We start from the raw sequence: 16,113 nt of genomic DNA, 5'->3' as shown, positions 1-16,113 counted from the left end.
CTATGATTATTACACAACCCACCCTTAAAGATATTCCTTTTATGCGTGAATTTTTAGCTCCAGAAGTTGAACGTGGAATTATTTTAGAACGTCCTATTGAAGTTATGGCAAATATGATTCGCTCTTACCATATTGCTTGGGAAGAAGAAGAAATTTTACAAACGCAGCAAAAACTTCATCTATCGCCTAACAATTTAGAGGAGCTTAAAAGACCAAAAATGCTTGGCTTTTGTGCTTTACATATCCATTCACAAACATTAGCAGAAATCCGCAGTCTTATTGTCGCACCCTTTGCGCAACGTAAAGGAATCGCAACCGCTTTAATTTTAGATTGTATCAAGGAGGGAGTAAAACTTAATGTCAGTGAAATTTTAGTCTTGACTTACAAAAAAGTCTTATTTGAAAAATTAGGATTTATTGAAATTCCTAAAGAAAAAATTCCTAACCAAAAAATTTGGGCGGATTGTATCTTATGCAAACATTTCCCTCTATGCGACGAAGTAGCACTCATAAAACATATCTAAAAATTTCTTTTTGGATTTTTCTTGTTATTTATGTTTCTATCACAGATATTATTTATTATTTGCCTCCGCTTTTTGGGATTATTTATGTCCTAGCACAAGAACACTATGAAAATGAGGAATTTAATATCTTCTATTTTCTTGTCCCTTTTTGTATCTTTTTTGAAGCAAGCAAAGGTTTTCCTTTTTTAAGCATTGTGCTTTTTATGGCTTTTTCTTTTAAAATTATCCTGCCAAGATTTAGAAAACTCTTTGGCTATCATAAAGCTTTTATTCCACTTTTTATTTTTTATGCCTATTTTGGCTATTTTGGGTTCTTATACCTTTTTCGCTCTTTTTATGAGGTTCCAAGTTTTTCTTGGCTACTACTCTCTTATGCAATATGTGAATCTATCCTTGTTTGGCTATTTTTATGGATTATAGAATGAATAATAGAATCATTATTGTTTTTGCAGTCTTTCTTGTGTTTTGGATAGTATTATTAATAAAAATCTTTAATGTCAGTGTGCTATCTTATAAATTTTATGAAGAAAAAGCCATTAATAACACTTTAAGGGAAGATCCCATTATCCCCACTAGAGGTCAGATTTCAGATTGCAATGGAATTCCCCTAGCTACTAATACTGTTGGGTTTATGATTTCGCTTCCACCGCGTTTATCTTTACGTTCTCAATCTAAAATCCTAGAAGAAGAAATAGAAAGGATTCTGCCATTTTTTCCACAATACACCAAAGAAAAGCTCATTAGCAATTACAAAAAGGGCGATTCCCCTTATAATCACGATTATATTCCCATTATTAACTTTGTAGAACACGATGTGATATTAAAATATTATCCAGAACTTTCTCAAAGTGAAATCTTACGCATTATCCCTTTTGCTAAACGTTACTACCCAAACCTTACAAGTGCCTCCCATGTTATTGGATATGTAAGCAATGCAAACAATCAGGATATACAAAAGCAGCCTATTGCCAAATACACCAATATCATAGGCAAAGAAGGATTAGAGAAGCAATATGATACCTATTTACAAGGTGAGATAGGATCAAGAATTGTTAAAGTAACCGCCCTCAATAAAGAAGTTGAAGTTGTATCTTATAAAGAAGCTATTGAAAATAGAGACTTAACCACTACCCTAGATATTAGAGTGCAAAAAGAAATGGATAAAATTTTTGAAGGACAAAATGGTGCAGCTATTATAATGAATGCACACAATGGAGAGATTCTAGCAGCAGGAAGCTATCCAGAATATAACCTTAACCACTTTATTGGGGGAATCTCTCACGAAAATTGGAATGCCCTGCGAGATAGTCCCTATAAACCCTTAATTAATAAATTCATCAATGGACTTTACCCACCTGGTTCTGTGATAAAAATGGGAATGGGTTTAGCCTTTTTAGAATACGCCCAAATTGATGAAACAACAGAAATTAAAACTCCACCCTTTATTGAATTAGGAGGAAGAAAATTCCGTGATTGGAAAAAAGATGGGCATGGAAGCTCTGACCTCTTTAAAGCCATCAAAAGAAGTGTTGATGTGTATTTTTATATACTCTCACAAAGAACAGATTTTCAAAATATCGCTAATGTTCTTAGACAGATGGGCTTAGGACAAAAAACCGGGGTAGATTTACCTAATGAATTTGTAGGAATCGTTCCTTCTCCAAAAATTAAAAAAGAACGTTACAAGCAAGATTGGTATACTGGTGATAGTATCGTTAGCTCCATTGGACAAGGTTTTTTCTTAGCCACTCCTTTACAAATTGCTAATTATACTGCCCTCATAGCCTCTGGAAAACTCCCTACTCCACATTTTGTTAGTCAAATGGGAGAGAATATAATTACCATACCTCCTAAAGATACCTTAACAAACTTTCAAAAAAGCAAACTCCCCATATTAAGAGAGGGTATGCGTCAAGTTTGCAGTGAAGTAGGAGGGACAGCTTATTTAGCTACACAGGAGAGCAAAGCTTATTTAGCGTGTAAAACAGGCACAGCACAAGTTATAAAAATTTCTCAAACCGATCAAGAAAGGCTTAAAGAATCAGAACTAGATTATTTTCATCGCTCACAAGCTTGGATTACAGGCTTTCTCCCCGCTAATAACCCACAATATGTGATTACTATTATGGTAGAACACGGAGGCAGTGGATCAGGAACTGCTGGACCGATATTGGCTAAACTTTCTAATGTTTTAGTTGATCTAGGCTATGTGCCAAACAAACAAAATAGCTTTATGAAGGATACAACCAATGATTAATCATTTGCCAAAACTTTTAGAAGGAAAAAAGATTATTTTGGGGGTTTGTGGTAGTATCGCAGTTTATAAATCCATTGAAATTTTACGCTTCTTAGAAAAGCTTGGTGCAGAAATTCGAGTAGTTATGAGTGAAAACGCTAAGGAATTTATCCAACCTCTTCTTTTTGAAGCCCTTAGTCATCATCAAGTTTTACATAAAGATTCACAAAATTGGGGAAAACCTCCTTGCAATCATATAGAATTGGCAAGATGGGGTGATATGTTTTTAATAGCCCCAACAACTGTTAATACCCTTAATAAAATTGCTTGTGGCATTGCTGATAATATACTCTTAGAGAGTTTTTTAGCTTTTGATAAGATTAAAGCCATTGCTCCAGCGGCAAATACAAAAATGATAGAAAATCCCATAACTAAAAAATCCTTAGAGGTTTTATCACAAATGAATATCACCATTATTGCCTCTCAAAGCAAAGAATTAGCTTGTAAAGAAATAGGTAATGGGGGGTTAGCAGAGCCTTTAGAGATTATTTATGAAGTCTTAAGAATGTTTTTTAAAGATAACTTTTGGTTACAAAAAAAGGTTTGTATTAGTAGTGGTGGTAGCAAAGAAAAGATTGATAATGTTCGCTATTTATCAAATTTTTCTAGCGGAAAAATGGGGGCTAATCTTGCTTTAAGTGCTTACTTTTTAGGGGCAGAGGTATGCTATATCTACTCAGCAGAATCTTATCCCTCCCACTAGGTATAAATAAAATAAAAGTGCAAAGCACACAAGAATATTTACAAGCCATACAAAATTGGCAACAAAAAATCCAAAATCCAAAAAACTCCTATTTAATAATGAATGCAGCCATTAGTGATTATATTCCACAAACATCTGCTTCTAAAAAACTCAAAAAGCAAGAAATAGGCAAAGAATGGAATCTTCTTTTAAAAGAAAATATAGATATTCTACAAAGCATAGAAAAATCTCAAATTACCATTGGTTTTAAGCTAGAGGATGAAAATGGCATCAATAACGCCTTGCAAACTCTACACAAAAAATCTTTAGATGCTATTTGCCTTAATGAAATTTCATCGAACTTTACCCCTATGGATTCTAAAGAGAATAAAATCCTTTGGGTAACAAAAGATTTACAAAAAAATCTAGGATATGCTGATAAACTGCATTTAAGCTTTGCTATTTTTAATGAGGCAAAACATCTATGATTAAGCAATTAGGGCAACTTGCACAGATTCAGAATAATTTACAAAATTCTGCAACACAAGCTACACAATTTAACGCAACTTTACCTATGCGTTTAGAGGTAATGGAGAAAATGCAAGGTATCCGATATATGCTAAAAATTGGTAATATCACTATGGAAACTAAGAGCCTAAAAGAGCTAGAAATTGGCGGAAAATATTGGGCGATGATGGCAAAATCTAATGGCTCTATCACACTTTCTGATCTCATTAAACAACCTGATTTACTCAAAACACAAAATATCCCCTTAAGGCTCAACCCAGAGGCTATGGCACAATTCCTAAAAGAAGGAGAAAACCCTTTTGAAACAATGAAAGGATTTTTAATGGATAGACTAGCACAAGCAGAATCTAAATGGGAATTTGCCTTTTTAAGCCATATGCTAATGTCCCTAAGACAAAAAGTTCTAACACTTCCGCTGCACTATGATGAGAAAAAAGATGGATTCTTACAATTGCGAAAAAAGCAAGCAAATAACCACGACTATTTAGAGTTTTATTCTGTTTTTGCAAATCTTGGTGCTACTTGGGGATATTTATACAAACTTAATAATGGAATTAAACTAGATATTAGTGTAATGTATGAGAGCATTGCGAAATTACTAAAAAATAATCTTAATGAATTAGAATTTATCAATCAAGTTAATATTCATACCAATAGCGAAATTAAACCCCTCTATGACTTTAATGATTTTCTTCTTGATTTAGAGGGATAAATGGAGGTTAAACACTTAGCTATCATTATGGATGGTAATGGGAGGTGGGCACAGAAACGTTTAAAACCTCGTTTTTTTGGTCATCAAGAAGGGGCTAAAAAGATTCAAAATATTACAGAATCTTGCCTATATTTAGGAATAAAATATTTAAGCCTTTATGCCTTTTCAACAGAAAATTGGAAACGTCCCCAAAAAGAAATTGATTTTTTAATACAGCTTTTAAACCAATACCTCACACAAAAAAAACAAATCTACTTAGATTCCAATATCCGCTTTAGAAGCATTGGAGACATTTCCATTTTTCCACAAAAGTTACAAGCAAAAATCAAAGAACTAGAAAAATTCACAAAACATTGTAATAAACTCACGCAAATCCTTGCTCTTAACTATGGCTCTAAAGATGAATTAAGACGCACATTTTTAAAACTTCATAAAAATAATTCTATTATTACCCAAGAAAGCATTACACAATCGCTTGATACAGCAGATTTTCCAGAAGTTGATATGCTTATACGCACAGGAGGAGAACAAAGGTTATCGAATTTTTTATTGTGGCAAAGTGCTTATGCGGAATTATTTTTCACCAAAACACTTTGGCCAGACTTCTCTCACAAAGAATTAGCCCAAATGCTTGAAGAATTTTCTTTACGGCAAAGACGTTTTGGTGGGATTTAAGGCATTCCTAAAAAGCAGGAAGAATGCCTCCTCCATATTTTTGCATAATAAAATCTTTTACGCTTGGACTCTGTAAAGCCCCAATGAGCTTTTGTATATTTTCATCATTTTCCCTACCTTGTTTTACAACTAAAATATTTACATAAGGAGAATCTTTGCTCTCTATGGCAATAGCATCATTAAGAGGATTAAGCCCAGCTAAAAGTGCAAAATTCGTATTAATAATACTAGCACTAACATCATCTAATGTTCGCGTAAGTTGGGGAGCATCTATTTCTTTAAAGCTTAGATTCTTAGGATTTTCTACAATATCTTGCACAGAAGCAAGTTCCACATCTTTTTTAAGTGTGATAATGCCTTCTTTTTCTAAAATCCTTAAGGCTCTAGCTCCATTTGAAGGATCATTAGGAATAGAGATTAAATCGTTATTCTTTAATTCTTTCAAACTCTTGATTTTATTAGAATATACTCCCATTGGTTCTAAATGCACACCAGCAACATTTACAAGTGCAGTTCCTTTTTCTTTATTAAAGGTATTCAAATAAGGTTCGTGCTGAAAAAAATTTGCATCCAAAGAACCATCCTGCAAAGAAAGATTAGGGGTTACATAATCGGTAAATTCCTTTATCTCTAAACTAATTCCATCCTCTTGTAGCAAAGGAATAATTTGCTCTAATATCACTGCGTGAGGCTCTGGTGTAGCACCTACTACTAAAATAGTTTTTTCTTTTGTGCCATCATCTAAAGCCACTTTCATATCATCGCCACAACCACCCAATACTAAAGCAATGATTGCTCCAAAAATACCTACAATTGCTTTAAACATTCTATTCCTTTTAAAATAAAAATTAATGTTTTAATTTTCTATACAAAAAATCTCCAAAGCTTTGAATAACTTGCACTAAGAAAATTAAAATCACGACAGTATATAACATAATATCACTTTGAAACCTATAATAACCATATTTTATAGCTATATCCCCTAAACCTCCACCACCAACTGCACCCGCCATAGCACTAAATCCAATCACCAAGATTAAAGCCAATGTAATGCCTGAAATGATACTTGGCAAAGCTTCTACCAACATAATCTTAAAAATAATTTGGATATTCCCAGCACCAAAACTTTGTGCTGCTTCAATAACGCCTTTATCGACTTCTTTAAGAGCATTTTCTAAAATTCTAACAATAAAAGGAGATGCCCCGATACTAAGAGGGATAATCGCTGCCGTAGCACCGATACTCCTACCTAAAATCCATTGTGTTAGTGGAAATAAAACAATCATAAGGATTAAAAAGGGGAAAGAGCGTAAAGTATTAGTAATAGTGTCTAAGATTCTAAAAATTATTACATTGGGTGATAATCCCTTAGGGGAACAAAGAACAAGCAAAACAGCAGGCACAATTGCCAAAAGGGTTGCAATAAAGGTAGCCATAACACTCATATATAAAGTATCTAAAGTCGCCTCAAAAAGTAATTTTAGTATTTTAAAATCCATCTATTCTCCTTAAACAATCTCCCAACGCACTCCACTCTTGCTAAGATAGCTACAAACACCCTCTTGAAATTCTTTAGCAATATTAATCACAAGCACCCCTAAGACTATACCACCAAAAGATTCTAAAGAACCCCAAACAATATTAAAATTCATTTCTAAATTTCTAGCCATTTTTGTAATAATAGGGTTTTGTGCGACTTCTTTTGGGAAATAAATGCGGATATTAATGCCCTCTTTAGGTAAAATCTCATTCTCTCCTAAAAATTCTCGCATTTTTTTATCAGGTTCTAAAAATAACTCTTCGATATTCCCACTCTTTAAAACCTCTCCTGCTTCCATAAATGCAGCTTCTTTACAAATTTTTTTAACCACTTCCATCTCGTGTGTTACAAGCACAATTGTTACACCAAGTTCATCATTAATTTGTTTTAAAAGATCTAAAATAGAGCCTGTAATAGAAGGATCAAGCGCACTTGTAGCTTCATCGCTTAACAATAGATGAGGATTCATAACTAAAGCCCTAGCAATGGCAACTCTTTGTTTTTGTCCTCCACTTAATTCATTAGGATAAAATTGAGCCTTTTCCTCTAAGCCTACAAGTTCTAAGAGATTATAAATCTTTTTTTTATCAATTTTTTGCCTCCAACATTGCAAAGGCAAAATAACATTTTCATAAACATTTTTTCTATGCATTAAAGAAAAATGTTGAAAAATCATTCCAACTTTTTTTCTAAATTCTCTTAACTCCCCACTATTTAATTTATCAATTTCTACATTATTAATTTTTAAATGACCACTTTGGAAATTTTCTAATCCATTAAAAGTCCTAAGTAAAGTGCTTTTACCCGCTCCACTATGACCGACAAGACCAAAAATGATACCTTTTTTAATAGTAAGATTAATATTTTTTAAAATTTGTAAATCTCCATAACTCTTATTTAATTCACTCACTTCTATAAAATTCATAAAATTCCTAAAAATAATTTCAAACAATAATATTCTATCAAATTTTATTCTTTAAAATCTGCTAAAATTCCACAACTTTAAAAAGGAATGTCTAATGAAAAACTTACTAATTATTTTCTTTACCATAACCTTACTAAGTGCTCAACCTTGGGTGATGTTTAATGATTTAGATGATACTTATCTTTATGATCAAGCAAGCGGACAAGTTTATATTCGCATTAAAAAAGGTGGCAAAAATTATGAAGATACTTTTGTAAAAATGGGAATTATAGATAACTATAATTCCATCAAATCTCCACAACAACCCACACAAAACACAACAAAAGAGCAAGAAGAATTACTAAAAAAGGTTCAAGAAGCACAAAGGAGTATTCAAGAGAGTATTTTTCAAGATGAAAAATAATAGAATTTAAATTAAGTTTATCATTGCAACAATAATGCCAATAGGGGCAATAAACCGAATCGTAAAGTACCAACTTTGAAAATAAATCCCTTTTAAATACCCCCCACTCATTGCATAAACTTTATCCTTTTTAAGTATCCAACCCATATAAATACACATAAATACACTAGCTAAAGGCAACATAAAAGAAGAGGTAATATAATCAAACCATCCAAAAAGATTTTTATCAAAAAAGCTAAGTGCCTCACTCATCAAAGCTGTATTGCTAAACAAAGCAAACACTCCCAAGACATAAGAAATACCAATACTAAAAAAATTGGTCTTTTTTCTACTCCAATGAAAAGTTTCCATTAAATAAGCATTAAAAGGCTCTAGCATAGAAACTGCAGAAGTAATTCCTGCAAAAATTAAAGCGACAAAAAATAAAAAGGCAATAATATCTCCGCTAACTCCCATATTAGCAAAAATTAAAGGCAGAGAGATAAAAACAAGACCTGGGCCGCTGGAGGGTTCTGCCCCATAACCAAAAATAAAAGTAAAAACAACCAATCCCGCTATCAAGCAAAAAATAAAATTAAGTAAAGCAATAATAATGGTATAACGAATAAAATTCCCCTCCTTAGGTATTGAGTTAGAATAAGTTAAAATCACACCCACTCCTAATGAAAGAGAAAAGAAAGCTTGCCCAATTGCCTCTACAATTACTTTTGCATTAAGCTTACTAAAATCAGGAGTAAATAAAAATTCAAAAGACTGCTTAAAAGAATCTTGAAACATAGAATACCCAAGTAATCCTATAAAAATTAGAAGCAGCAGGGGCATTAAAATAAAATTTAAACGTTCAATACCTTTCTTAACGCCTTTACTTAAAATATAAGCACAAAGAGCAACAATTACAAAATGCCAAAGAAGTTGATAGGGAATCTCACCACCTATAAATTCAACCCACAAGACTTCAGCGGCTTCTAAACTCTTTGGTAATCCTCCAGCTATCACTAAAAACAAATAATGCAATAACCAACCCAAAACTACCACATAAAAAGAAAAAATCAAGACTCCAGAAAATATCATCCATCCACCAAATTTCAGGAATCCCATATTTTTTGGTGCTAAAGATTCAAAAGTGCTAATAGCATTTTGTCTAGATGCTCTACCAAAAAATATTTCAACAATAAATACGCTTATGCCAAATAGCAAAAAGGCTAAAGTAAAGACAAAAACAAATGCCATTCCGCCATTTTGCCCTGTCATATAGGGAAATTTCCATATAGCTCCAAGACCAATGGCACTCCCAGCAGTTGCTAAGATATAGCCCACCTTAGAGAATCTTATCATTTATTGAATCTCACTATCCTCTTTAATAGCGACAAAAATAGCACAATACAGAGATTTTCTTTGGTTAGTAATATGAAAACCATTAGTAGTTTCTAAAGACATTAAATAAAACTTATTACCTACCTTTATAATCTCTTTAGTGTTTTTAAGTTTTTTAAAATCTATTTGTTTTTCAAAGAAACCTTCAAAAGAAAAATCTTCTTTTGTAGTAGCATAAATCGTTCCATTAGAATCAAACAAAACAGTAAAAACTTCACTCTTTTCTGAGATAATAGAAAGATTTTTTAATAAAGAAGATTTTAAAATTGTTGCTAGAATTTCAGATTCCCAAACAAAAGCTAGTCCTCCTATCACACGATTTTCTTTAAGGATTGGAACATAAAATACAAAAGTTTCTCTATTATTATAAAAATTACTTTTCTCATAATTTGATATGAAAATACCATTTTTATAAATTGAAAGTTGCGAAACTTTCTCAGCAATAACAATTTTTTGACCATTAATATCATCTTGCTTTCTAGAGTTTTTTAATATTTCTCCCCTTTCGTTAAAAAACAATATATTATAATAAGACTTAAAACTATTCCCTAATCTTTCCAAAAGTGCAATCATATCCACTTCATTAGCCGCATTGGGTTCTTCTAAGAATTTTCTAAAACCTGCAAGATTTTCAATCCAACGAATATCTTTAATACAATTTGACAATAAAACATCCATTGTCGTAGCAAAATACTGCGAATAATACCCAACTACATTAAATAAAGTATGATAAATACCTTTTTGAAGTTCTTCTGTGGAGGTAATACATAAAGCATTCATCTCTTCACTAAGGATTCTAATGCTATTTAAAATGGGATTAAGAGCATAAGAGTGACTCTTTGAAGCAATAATTTCACCATTAATCACAACATCACCTAAGTCTTCATTAATATTTTCAGCTTCAATAATTACATTACTCAAATCTCCAGTAATCAATAAAGAATCTTCTAATAGATAAGCTTCCACTTCGTGCTTACTACGACTTTTAACATCAAATACCACAGATAAAGGAACAACACGATAAATTTTCCATTCAGAAGTAACACTTTTATAAGACTCCGCAACAGACAAAGACTGAGAAGCGGTAAGGCAAAGTCTAGATCGAACGCTTAAAAAAGTAAAATCTTTATTCACATTAAAAGTTATTACTCGTCCTTCTGCAAACAATTTACTATTATCCGAATATAAAACATGATTTTTTGAATCCACGATGAAAATATTTGCTTGAGACAATCTATAAGGAAACAAAGAAACAACTTCTTTAAAAATATCATCCAAATTCACAATAAGCACAATTGTAGCAAAAGAGCTTTGGTCTTTATCTTCACGCATAGGCACTACAAAAAAGTATTCATTGCTTTGATAATCTAAATTTTCATTATAAAAATCTACTTTTTGATAAAAATCTTGACAAAGAGCTATATTATCAGCCTCCAAAACAGCTGACATCTTTGTTGCCGGTATTGCATCACCATTTAAAGAGAACACCATCTTTCCCTGATCATCAAACAATAAGACATCTTTATAAACTAAATAACTCTCCTTAAAAGCTTGTAAATAGGCACGGAGTTCCTCTAATTTTTCAAGCGCCTCATCTTTATGTGTATTATATTTAGAATGAAATTCTTTATATAAACGTATAGCATGAGAGCTTCTTGCTAAAATAGAAATACTTTTATAACAAGCATCTAATTCACCAACAACTCTATCTCCTATAATTTTCACAGAAACTTGTGCTTCTTCATAACCATTTAAAAAACTTTGCTCAATAATTGTGTGAATCAACTTATCTTGCAAAGACTCAAATTTTTCTTGTGTTTTTTCCATATAATCGAATAAATTTTCTGCTATGTCTAAAGAGCTTATTTTTCCTGTAAGTGTTGTTTTACTAAGCAATGTATTAAGCGATATAAACTGGGATTTATATCGTTCCGCCATAGGCATATAAGTGCTTAAGATACCAATTGTTGATTGCTCCATTTTATTCCTTAAAATAAATTTAATATTTTGGAAAGAGCTAATATTATAACCACATTATTTTATAAAAAAGATTAAAAAACCTAAATTTTTCTTTTAATCTTTTTAAATTTAATATTCATCTGCCCATTGCAAAATAGAATCTTTTTGATCTTGAAAATTTTCGAAGCGGTGAGAGCCACCTTCTTGAAGAAGCATTTTAGAATCTCTAAATTTTTCAACAGCATTTTTATAATTTAAGACTTTATCTTCCTTTTGCAACATCACATAATAAAGGCTAGGAGTAATGGTTTCTACATAATATTGTTTTAAGCTCAAAGCCAAATCTATAGTCCAAAGGAAAGTCTGATTATTGTAAGGAATATGAATTCTTCCAACTGCTGGAAGCAAAGTCTTATAACCATCAATAACGGGATTAACCAATATAGCTTTAAGATGATATTTTTCTGCTAAAAAAGTCGCATAATATCCCCCAAGTGAGCTTCCTATTAAACAAATCTTATATTGCTTTTGGTATTTTTCAATAAGGGATTGAATAAATTCTATAGCCAAATCCGGAACATAAGGAAGATTAGGAGTGAGAGAATGAGGAGAAAAATCACGGATGATTGTGCCTTTATAGCACAATCCTATACTTCTAAATCCGTGCAAATATAAAAGCATCAATTACTTGATAGAACTCAAAGCACCTTCATAATTAGGTTCTTCTGTGATTTCAGAAACAATCTCTTTATAAACCACTTTACCTTGTGGATCAACAACAAAAACCGCACGTGTTAAAAGCCCATCTAAAGGAGAACCATCTAGTAATACCCCATAAGATTCACCAAATTTTTTATTTCTAAAATCACTTAATGCCTCTACATTTTTAATCCCTTCTGTAGAACAAAATCTACCTTGTGCAAAAGGCAAATCTAAAGACACAACAAAAACCTCTGTGTTAGCCAAACTTGCCGCTTTTTCATTAAATTTTCTTGTTTGTGTTGCACATACACCAGTATCTAATGAAGGAACAACATTAATAACTTGATATTTTCCAGTTGAACCACCAACAGATTTGAGGCTTAAATCACCTGCTACTAGCTCTACCTTAGGAGCAGTATCGCCAACTTTTATTTCTTTACCTGCTAATTTAACAGAACTTCCTTTAAAAGTAACCATCTCATTATCCTTACAATATTTTATTTAAAAGTTCTCATTCTAAATAACTTTAGCTAAAAACAAGATTAAAAAGTTTGCATTTTAGGAATTGCTTGAAGATTTAAATCATCAAATTCCTTTCGCATATAAGATTCAATGGCTACTCGCCCTATCATTACCGCATTATCTGAGCAATATTCCAAGGGCGATAAAAGTAGAAAAATGTCATAATTTTCACAAATTCTAGTTATCTTCTCTCTTAATAACCCATTAGCACTTGCTCCCCCAACAATAGCAAAATGTCTCCATTGGTATTCTTTATCTTCGCGTTTTTGGTTTTGTTGTAAAAAAATATTACATTTTTGGCATAAATGTTCAACAGCCACTCTTTGAAAACTCGCACAAATATCAGCCTTAAATCTCTCCAAATCCATTGTCTTAGATTTAGCTTTTTCTATTTCTAATCGCACCGCATTTTTAAGACCCGAAAAACTAAAAGCAAACTTTTTCTTGCTCTTTAAAGGAATAGGAAAAGAGAAAGCTAAATCATTACCATTTTTTGCATAAGATTCTACAATCGGACCTCCTGGATATCCTAATCCTAACATTTTAGAGACTTTATCAAAACTCTCCCCAAAACTATCATCAATGCTTCTTGCTACAATCTTCATCTCTGTAAAACTTCTTGCTTCAAAGAGCATACTATGCCCACCTGAAACCAATAACACGCCTAGTGGAAAAATGGAATCTTTTTCTAAAAAAAGCGAATAAAGATGTCCTTTGAGGTGATTAACACCAATTAAAGGAAGATTTAAAGTATAAGCTAGGGTTTTTGCCATCATCAATCCCTCTAATAAAGTTATATTTAAACCAGGTTGAGTGGTAACAGCAATCGCCTTTAAATCCTTAAAATAAGATTGAGTTTTTTCTAAAATTTGTGGAAGCAACTCTGCATGCAATCGGCTTGCAAGCTCCGGAACAACTCCCCCAAATACAGAATGTTGTTTCTCTTGAGAGATTTTTTGGTGAAAAATAATTTTTTTTGTTTGAATCTCTGTAAGCGCAATAGAGCTATCATCACAACTGCTTTCTATACTTAAAATTAATCCGCCCAAAGTATCCCTTAAACATTTTCCTCTAAAACATTCACGCCAAGCTCTGTTAATCGTTTATCAATTTTCTCTAAAGATTTTTGGAGGGTTTCTTTACTAATATCTGGTAACTCTCCACCCCAAGCCTTTTGTGCTTGATTATAACCGCGTATTACCCCTTCTCTTCCTGCCTTTAGCTTTTCTACATCATCACCTGCGCCGGCTATCACAAAATCTGCAATCCTTGCTGAAGTTTTTGCAATACCAAAAAACCCATCTTCTGCAATTAATGCTTTAGCCTCATTAGATGTTAATTCCTGTAATGGCTTGCCCTTATATCCAATGGCATTTAAATCTAAACCATTAAGAATACTCGTTAATCTGTCAGGATTACTCAAGGCACTGCCTCCCAATAAACTAACACCATTTTGGCTATTAAAATTATTTTCACTAGTGCTACTAACATTCATTTGAAACTCCACGACATAACTAGTCATTAGGGCTTTTGCATCAATCTTAGAAGCAGCCTCTTGAATATTCTTCTGTCTTTGTGTTTCACTCGTTGTTTCTTTTTTCAATGGATTAGAAGCCATCGCAGATTGCAAATCTTTACTATATTCTAAACTACCTTTCACATTCTCTATAGCCATTATGCCCTCCTTGACAAAATTTATGTAATAATATCGGTATTTTTTAAAAAAAAAGAGCAGAAAATGAAAAAACTTTACGCTGAATGGGAAAAACAAGATGGCACATTACTCTGCTTCCCCCATAAAGATTCTCCTTGGAAAGAGTATTTAGAAGAAACACGAGAAGTCTATTGCGAAGTTATTTACCAAATTTTGCAAGTTCAAACTTGTCTTTTAATCTCCCAAAATAGACAAGAAACCAAAATCTATCTACAAAATTATTTTATAACTCGGCAATGGGATTTGAAACTCCTTTATAATCTTTATCTCATAGAAATGCCAACTAATGATACTTGGGTTAGAGATTTTGGAGGAATTACCATTTGCAAAAATGGTCAAAATATTACACTAAATTATGGTTTTAATGGATGGGGGTTAAAATTTGCGGCAAATCTTGATAATCAAATAACAAGCAATTTAAAAAAACTCAAAATCTTACAAAATGTCAAAACAAAAAAACTTATCTTAGAGGGAGGAAGTATAGAATCTAATGGGAATGGCATTTTACTTACTAACACTCAATGTCTTTTAGAAAAAAATCGTAACCCTGCTTATCCTCAAAAAAAACTCACAAAAATCCTCAAAAAAGATTTTGGTTTAAAAAAGATTCTTTGGCTTCATAATGGCTTTTTAGAGGGAGATGATACTAATAGCCATATTGATACTCTTGCAAGATTCATAAATCCTAATACCATAGCCTACTTAGAATGTCAGGATAAGGAAGATAAGCATTATAAATCTCTACTAAAAATGAAAAAAGAATTAAAAGCTTGTAAAGATTTAGAAGGAAAATCCTTTTCTCTTATCCCTCTGCCCTTTTGCACACCAAAATATTATGACAATGAACGTCTGCCTGCAACTTATGCAAACTTTTTATTTATTAATAATCGCGTGTTATTACCAATCTATAAAGACAACAATGACCAAAAGGCGATAAAGATCTTACAAAATGCTTTACCCAAACACAAAATTATCCCCATTGATTGTTCTGTCTTAATAAGACAACACGGGAGTTTGCATTGTATTAGTATGCAACTCCCCTATAAAACTCTCAATTTTCAAGCACTCCAAAAATTTAGATATACTTAAATATATAATGCTAAATTAAGCTTGTTTAAATATAATTCCCCTCCTAAGTATTTATTAGCGGAAATGGCGAAACTGGCAGACGCACCAGACTTAGGATCTGGCGCCGCAAGGCATGGAGGTTCAAGTCCTCTTTTCCGCACCACAATTTAATAAACTTTTCACAATAATTCCTAATATCAATCTTTAGCTCTACATAATTCCCGGAAAATACTCACCAAAAGACCTCAAAGAAAACATAACAGGCACACAAAACATACAAGCTGCTAAAGACTTAGCATTAAGCACACTCTCTAAAGAGGAGAGAGAGGAGCTTTTAGAGTTTGCTAAAAATATCGGAGGAAGCCCACAAACACTGCATTCAAAGAAAGCAGAGACAAGTTTAGAGGGTTTAAAAAACAAATTAGGAGAGGATTCTAAAATCTACAAGACAGCCCAAAAACTAGCAGGTGTTTTTAAAGATAAACCCAC

At 32.4% G+C, this 16,113-nt stretch carries 19 protein-coding genes and 1 tRNA gene; 10 read left to right on the top strand and 10 right to left on the bottom strand.

What is annotated here, in order from left to right:
• Nucleotides 1-2: 2 nt before the first annotated feature.
• Genes CDV25_RS09270 through CDV25_RS09245 form a run of 7 tightly spaced genes read left to right on the top strand, consistent with a single transcriptional unit; the run spans nucleotide 3 to nucleotide 5,417 of the window.
• On the top strand, nucleotides 3-524 hold the full coding sequence (locus tag CDV25_RS09270) for a GNAT family N-acetyltransferase (protein WP_108911692.1): 522 nt from the start codon (nucleotides 3-5) through the stop codon (nucleotides 522-524).
• On the top strand, nucleotides 473-949 hold the full coding sequence (locus CDV25_RS09265; protein WP_108911691.1) for a hypothetical protein: 477 nt from the start codon (nucleotides 473-475) through the stop codon (nucleotides 947-949). Before CDV25_RS09270 ends, CDV25_RS09265 begins: the two co-directional genes overlap by 52 nt.
• On the top strand, nucleotides 946-2,781 hold the full coding sequence (gene mrdA, locus CDV25_RS09260) for a penicillin-binding protein 2 (RefSeq protein WP_108911690.1): 1,836 nt from the start codon (nucleotides 946-948) through the stop codon (nucleotides 2,779-2,781). The genes CDV25_RS09265 and mrdA overlap by 4 nt, the downstream gene beginning before the upstream one ends.
• Nucleotides 2,774-3,523, top strand: coding sequence for a bifunctional phosphopantothenoylcysteine decarboxylase/phosphopantothenate--cysteine ligase CoaBC (gene coaBC / locus CDV25_RS10805; protein ID WP_269149112.1), 750 nt, complete (start codon nucleotides 2,774-2,776; stop codon nucleotides 3,521-3,523). Before mrdA ends, coaBC begins: the two co-directional genes overlap by 8 nt.
• Nucleotides 3,484-3,990, top strand: a complete 507-nt coding sequence (locus tag CDV25_RS10800; RefSeq protein WP_269149111.1) for a phosphopantothenoylcysteine decarboxylase domain-containing protein — start codon at nucleotides 3,484-3,486, stop codon at nucleotides 3,988-3,990. Before coaBC ends, CDV25_RS10800 begins: the two co-directional genes overlap by 40 nt.
• The gene (locus CDV25_RS09250) at nucleotides 3,987-4,742 is read left to right on the top strand and encodes a hypothetical protein (protein WP_108911689.1); all 756 of its coding nucleotides are present in this window, start codon (nucleotides 3,987-3,989) and stop codon (nucleotides 4,740-4,742) included. Before CDV25_RS10800 ends, CDV25_RS09250 begins: the two co-directional genes overlap by 4 nt.
• Nucleotides 4,743-5,417, top strand: coding sequence for a di-trans,poly-cis-decaprenylcistransferase (locus tag CDV25_RS09245; RefSeq protein WP_108911688.1), 675 nt, complete (start codon nucleotides 4,743-4,745; stop codon nucleotides 5,415-5,417).
• 7 nt (nucleotides 5,418-5,424) lie between these two features.
• On the opposite strand, the gene CDV25_RS09240 is transcribed toward CDV25_RS09245, so the two are convergent.
• The 3 genes from CDV25_RS09240 to CDV25_RS09230 are packed head-to-tail and all read right to left on the bottom strand — an operon-like array spanning nucleotide 5,425 to nucleotide 7,882.
• Entirely contained in the window at nucleotides 5,425-6,243 is an 819-nt protein-coding gene (locus CDV25_RS09240; protein WP_108911687.1) for a MetQ/NlpA family ABC transporter substrate-binding protein, read from the bottom strand.
• Nucleotides 6,244-6,265: 22 nt separating this feature from the next.
• A complete protein-coding gene (locus tag CDV25_RS09235) occupies nucleotides 6,266-6,916 on the bottom strand; it encodes a methionine ABC transporter permease (RefSeq protein WP_034553336.1) in 651 nt (216 codons plus the stop codon).
• A gap of 9 nt (nucleotides 6,917-6,925) precedes the next feature.
• On the bottom strand, nucleotides 6,926-7,882 hold the full coding sequence (locus CDV25_RS09230; protein WP_108911686.1) for a methionine ABC transporter ATP-binding protein: 957 nt from the start codon (nucleotides 7,880-7,882) through the stop codon (nucleotides 6,926-6,928).
• A gap of 94 nt (nucleotides 7,883-7,976) precedes the next feature.
• Here CDV25_RS09230 and CDV25_RS09225 point away from each other — a divergent pair, with 94 nt between their 5' ends.
• Nucleotides 7,977-8,285, top strand: coding sequence for a hypothetical protein (locus CDV25_RS09225; protein ID WP_108911685.1), 309 nt, complete (start codon nucleotides 7,977-7,979; stop codon nucleotides 8,283-8,285).
• 6 nt (nucleotides 8,286-8,291) lie between these two features.
• Here CDV25_RS09225 and CDV25_RS09220 read toward each other — a convergent pair whose 3' ends face one another.
• From CDV25_RS09220 to CDV25_RS09195, 6 genes are all read right to left on the bottom strand, one after another.
• Complete coding sequence (locus CDV25_RS09220; RefSeq protein ID WP_108911684.1) at nucleotides 8,292-9,620, bottom strand: sodium-dependent transporter; 1,329 nt, start codon at nucleotides 9,618-9,620, stop codon at nucleotides 8,292-8,294.
• Nucleotides 9,621-11,639, bottom strand: coding sequence for an ATP-grasp domain-containing protein (locus CDV25_RS09215; RefSeq protein WP_108911683.1), 2,019 nt, complete (start codon nucleotides 11,637-11,639; stop codon nucleotides 9,621-9,623).
• 108 nt (nucleotides 11,640-11,747) lie between these two features.
• Nucleotides 11,748-12,299 carry a YqiA/YcfP family alpha/beta fold hydrolase gene (locus tag CDV25_RS09210; protein WP_108911875.1) on the bottom strand — a complete coding sequence of 184 codons (552 nt, stop codon included), beginning with the start codon at nucleotides 12,297-12,299 and terminating at the stop codon, nucleotides 11,748-11,750.
• A gap of 3 nt (nucleotides 12,300-12,302) precedes the next feature.
• Nucleotides 12,303-12,797, bottom strand: a complete 495-nt coding sequence (gene tpx, locus CDV25_RS09205; RefSeq protein ID WP_034553331.1) for a thiol peroxidase — start codon at nucleotides 12,795-12,797, stop codon at nucleotides 12,303-12,305.
• A gap of 65 nt (nucleotides 12,798-12,862) precedes the next feature.
• On the bottom strand, nucleotides 12,863-13,891 hold the full coding sequence (gene tsaD / locus CDV25_RS09200) for a tRNA (adenosine(37)-N6)-threonylcarbamoyltransferase complex transferase subunit TsaD (RefSeq protein ID WP_108911682.1): 1,029 nt from the start codon (nucleotides 13,889-13,891) through the stop codon (nucleotides 12,863-12,865).
• An 8-nt stretch (nucleotides 13,892-13,899) separates the two neighbouring features.
• Nucleotides 13,900-14,517: a hydrogenase-4 component G gene (locus tag CDV25_RS09195; protein ID WP_108911681.1), complete on the bottom strand. Its 618-nt coding sequence runs from the start codon at nucleotides 14,515-14,517 to the stop codon at nucleotides 13,900-13,902.
• Between the two features lie 63 nt (nucleotides 14,518-14,580).
• Between CDV25_RS09195 and CDV25_RS09190 the strand changes: the two genes are divergently transcribed.
• Nucleotides 14,581-15,645 (top strand): agmatine deiminase family protein, encoded by a 1,065-nt coding sequence (locus tag CDV25_RS09190; RefSeq protein ID WP_108911680.1) that lies wholly within the window; start codon nucleotides 14,581-14,583, stop codon nucleotides 15,643-15,645.
• Nucleotides 15,646-15,702: 57 nt separating this feature from the next.
• Nucleotides 15,703-15,787 (top strand) — tRNA-Leu (locus tag CDV25_RS09185).
• A gap of 47 nt (nucleotides 15,788-15,834) precedes the next feature.
• Here the strand turns inward: CDV25_RS09185 and CDV25_RS09180 are convergent.
• Nucleotides 15,835-16,044, bottom strand: a complete 210-nt coding sequence (locus CDV25_RS09180; RefSeq protein ID WP_108911679.1) for a hypothetical protein — start codon at nucleotides 16,042-16,044, stop codon at nucleotides 15,835-15,837.
• Between the last annotated feature and the right edge of the window lie 69 nt (nucleotides 16,045-16,113).

Origin of the sequence: Helicobacter apodemus, from assembly GCF_003097575.1 — a bacterium.
Lineage (GTDB): Bacteria > Campylobacterota > Campylobacteria > Campylobacterales > Helicobacteraceae > Helicobacter_D > Helicobacter_D apodemus.
This window is presented reverse-complemented; position numbering and strand designations above follow the sequence as displayed.